At 28.0% G+C, this 4,621-nt stretch carries 3 protein-coding genes; 1 reads left to right on the top strand and 2 read right to left on the bottom strand.

Annotation, left to right across the window (positions count from 1 at the left end; all coding sequences use genetic code 11):
* Positions 1 to 13 precede the first annotated feature (13 nt).
* Positions 14 to 1,822 carry an oligoendopeptidase F gene (pepF, locus tag NR218_RS12430; protein ID WP_145441713.1) on the bottom strand — a complete coding sequence of 603 codons (1,809 nt, stop codon included), beginning with the start codon at positions 1,820 to 1,822 and terminating at the stop codon, positions 14 to 16.
* A gap of 167 nt (positions 1,823 to 1,989) precedes the next feature.
* Between pepF and NR218_RS12425 the strand changes: the two genes are divergently transcribed.
* Positions 1,990 to 2,334, top strand: a complete 345-nt coding sequence (locus NR218_RS12425; protein ID WP_017174696.1) for a membrane protein — start codon at positions 1,990 to 1,992, stop codon at positions 2,332 to 2,334.
* 78 nt (positions 2,335 to 2,412) lie between these two features.
* On the opposite strand, the gene NR218_RS12420 is transcribed toward NR218_RS12425, so the two are convergent.
* Positions 2,413 to 3,426, bottom strand: a complete 1,014-nt coding sequence (locus NR218_RS12420; protein WP_017174695.1) for a siderophore ABC transporter substrate-binding protein — start codon at positions 3,424 to 3,426, stop codon at positions 2,413 to 2,415.
* Between the last annotated feature and the right edge of the window lie 1,195 nt (positions 3,427 to 4,621).

The following is a 4,621-nucleotide window of genomic DNA, read 5'->3' as shown; positions in this document are numbered from 1 at the left end:
CCTTTATAATACATTAATTATGTTCGATTTCATTTGTAAGTATTTCTACTTCATCTACTAATTCTGAAATATACGCAATAGTAGATTTAAGTGGGGCATTTGTTGTTATATCAACGCCTGCTACTTTTGCAAGTTCAACTGGATTTTTACTTCCTCCAGCTTTTAACGTTTCTAACCATGCATCGACTGCTTTTTGTCCTTCTTTTTTAATTTTTTGAGAGACCACTGTGCCAATAGTTAATCCAGCTGAATACGTATATGAATATAATCCCATATAATAATGTGGTTGTCTCATCCAAGTTAATTCCATTCCATCAGTAAGTTCAACCGCATCACCAAAGAATTGTTCATAAACGTTTCTCATTAACTTATTAAGAACGGGTGCTGTTAAAGATTCACCGTTATCAACTTTTTTGTATACTTCTCTTTGATATGCTGCTTCCAGTAAATGCGTGACCATATTATGATAATATGTGCGAGATATAATTGAGCCAATCACCCATCGTTTAAACCGTGCATCATTACTATTACTAAATAAGTAGTTTGCCATCAGCATTTCATTCATTGTAGAAGGTGCTTCTACAAAATACATAGATGCTTCTGAATCTAATAAATGTTGATGTTTTTGTGACAATGTAAAATGACCAGCGTGACCCAATTCATGCGCTAATACGAAAGTTTCTGCCATTTTACCTGTCCATGAAATAAATACATATGAATGCGTAAAATAAGGGCTAGCACAATACGCACCAGTATCTTTACCTTTATTTTGAGCAAAATCAATCCATTGATGATTATAAGCATTATCAACCATTTTAATATAGTCATCGCCTAAAACACCTAAAGCACCGTGAATATATTGTTTTGAGTCTTCTATTGAAATATCTGGTTCATAACTAGGATCAACTGATATTTTTAAATCTTCAAATCGCATTTTATCTAAGTTATGAATTCTTTGCAGTATTTTAGCATATTTTTGCATCACAGGTGCTAAATCACTCATGATGACATCAATTTGTCTATCATACATTTCACGTGTAACTTCTTGTTCTTGTAGTAAATAATCTATAACAGAATCATAGCCTCTTAAATTAGCCTCAATTTTTTCTTGTTGTACATGTTGATTATATGTTGCAGCTGTTGTGTGTTGATATTTACGCAATGCATTACTAAAAGCTTCGAAACTTTTACGTCTAAACTCTGGATCTGAACTGTCTTCATACTCATTTTCAAAAGTTGCATAATCTAAAGGATACATTTCATGATTATGTTCAAACGATTCAAACGCAATATCAAGCATTTTAGTTGTTCCATAGAGTTCATAAGCACTTTGAAAAGTAGGCGACAAACTGGCAAGCACTTCTTCAACTTCTGAAGATAATTGATAAGGTTTACGTTTTATTAATTTTTCTAGATAATGAGGACTATTGAACTGCTCTTTTAGCTCTTTTAATTTATCATCAGAGAGTATCATTATTTCAGATTCAACAAATGATAATAAACTAGATATCTTACCATAAGATGTTGATAGTTTGGCATTTAATGTTTGCGCTAATTCATTTGTAGTATCAACACTTAATCTAAGTTCAGCATAATTACCTAATCGATCAAATTGTATAAGTAAGTCTTCATATTCTTTAAGTGCATCTAGAATAATTTTAGTTTCTGATAAATTATTTTTATATTTTTGATTAAATTGAGCGGATTTCTCTAATACATCATTTAAAGTATTATAAAATGCTTCATCATTCGTAAATAAATCTTCTAAATTCCATTTTTCATTATCTGGAACATGTTTTCTGAGTGGTAAGCCTGTGTTCATTTTATTCACTCCTAAATAGTTATTCTCATATATATTATACATAATATTATTTGTAAACTCAGTTTTAAGCCTTTAGTCTGAGTCATTTTAATAATTAAGAAGGTATAATTATTTATAAAAGTATTGTATATTACATATTATAAAATATAAAAGTTGAGGCGTTTTTTATGACGATATTTGATATGCCAAATTATCTTTGGATCACAATCCTAGCAATGATGGTATTAACTGTCTTTTGTACATTGGTACTGAAAAAATGGTTTTCAGCAGCAGTAATTACCTTCGTTGTTTTAGCAGTATTAGCTTTCTTTATTCCTAATTTTTATAATATAACGTTCCAGCCTTTATTAGGCTATGCCGCTTTTCTTGCCATTATCAGTTTAATGATTAGTTTCCTTTTATGGTATTTTACAAGAGGATGGCGCCGAGAACGTAAAGAAAAGCAATTGGAAAAAGAGATGAAAAAATATGATAACGACGAGTACATGTATCGTCGTCGTGATAGAAGATAAATATAAGGGAGTAGGATAGAATTCATTTTGAATTCGTTATCCCACTCCCATTTATATTTTTAATAGTGTATAAAAGGATTATTTTTTAAAGGCTTTTTCAATTTTGTTTAATTGATGAATAGTTGTTTCAATGCCACCTTCACTAAAATACCAAGCATTAGCTTCAAATTGATAGACTTGGTGATTTTTTATTGCTTTCATATCTTTTATCACTTGATTATTCAAAGCAGAAGGTAACGTTTTGTCATCCGCATTTTTAGTTCGATTAATTACAAACAATTTATCAGGATTAATTTTATTTAAATACTCATTAGTAACTATATTACCAGCTGAATTTGCTTTCATTTTAGGATCAGCGTGGTTAATTCCTAAATCTTTATTTAAGAAGCCTCCAAATCTACCAGTTGGTCCGAAGGCACTAATGCCTTTATCATCAACATTTAAAAGTAATACGGTATCTTTATTAATTACTTTTTTAGCCTCTTTCACTTCTTCACTTAATTTATGATTAAGTGCTTTTGCTTTTTCTTCTTTTTTGAAAATTTTACCAAACAATGTCGTATGTTCTTTAATTGATGAAATATAATTATCATTATCGGGACTAACAAATAAAATCTTAGCATTAGGCGCCGCTTTTTTCATTTCATCTATTGTTTTCGTATGTGCTTGTCTAAATGAAGCAAAGATAACATTAGGTTTTGATTTAGCTAATTCATCATAATTAGGTCTTCCTGGATTGCCTAGATTTGTATATTTACTGTTTTTAAATTCCGAAAGGGAAGAAGGCAAAAATGAAGCACCTTGTCCTTTAGCAATAGAAACTATTTTGTCTTGAAGTCCCATTTGCTGCATAATATCTAACGCGCCATAATCTAGTACTGCTACACGTTTCGGATTAACTGGTACTTTAACTGTTTCTGTTTTATTTTTGCCTCTACTATGTGTATGATTCTTATCCTTAAATTCATATGTATTTTTTACTGTAATGGTATCTTTACTAGATGAAGAATTTGAATCCGATTGCTTATCACATGCTGATAAGATTAAAATAACTGATAAAATTAATAGAATATATTTAAATGATTTTTGCATTTTCTAACCTCCTAGAAAGTATTATAATAGAAAATGATAATCATTATCAATTAAATATTTACATTTTATTATCTTATTTTACCTAAAATATTACATATTCCTTTTATATTGTTGGTGATTTCTTTAACATGTATATTAGACTTAAAATAAGTAGCCTTATTGACTTATTTGATGATTTTAAAAGGGGTATGTTGCTCATAATACTGGAAAGGTATATTTAGTAAAATCGTCTTAATAGACGAGACGATAGTCAAACTTATAAGAATGGATCACTTTTTATGATATTAAAGTCTTTCTTTGAAATAATTGTTATTAGAAATAATGGTTCCAATATCACCGATAATCTTTAAATTGATAAGGTAGAACAAAAGATATAAATTATTTATCTGCAAATTCATATGGTATCTTGCATTATGTAAACTAGCTAAGCATTCAATAATTGATTCATTACTATATTAATTATCAAAATAAATTCTGTCATAAATATCAAACACTAAATTCATATTAGTGTTTGATACATCATATATTATGTATATGATTTTTATCCTAACAAATTATAACTAAGTCAATCATTTTAGATAGATCAATGTTAACCAAAGAATGATAACTAAAATATATCATTGCAGTGTCATTAAAATAGAATAGGTCCCCTAATTGTTATATACATAACTTCCTATAATATATATTATGTAAACTAAATTGTAGAAATCTGCATTTTTATATGAATATCTTCAATTTAAGCTTTTTAACAAAATACAGATTATTTAAAGTTTTAATATATACCTTAACTCGTTTACATATGCCCATGCATTCTAATTTTAGTAGTATTTATTTAAAGTTATTTTTTCTACAGTTCGGTAATCATTATCTAAAGTATTGAATCATGGATATTGGCATTACGATTTATACAATCGTTCTTAATTATTTCTCAAAACAATCTAAAGCGGAATGATTCCAATTAGATTAGTTATTTAATGATATCATAACTATGTATTTATTATTCAAATTATAAAACACTATAAATTTCATTTATTATAAAATATTAAAAATAAATTTCTTTTGGTGTATCATTGATAAAAATAATTGATATGCTATTATTAATTTGTAGGATGCAACTTGTATTTACAACTTAGAATTTACCTACACTATTTATAATTAGTCTCTATCACTAATTATAAAAAAGCATACTGGCAAG

It is taken from the genome of Staphylococcus sp. SUC_1.2, from assembly GCF_026222585.1.
Note: the sequence above shows the minus strand (reverse complement) of the source record. Positions and strands in the feature narration are given on the sequence as shown.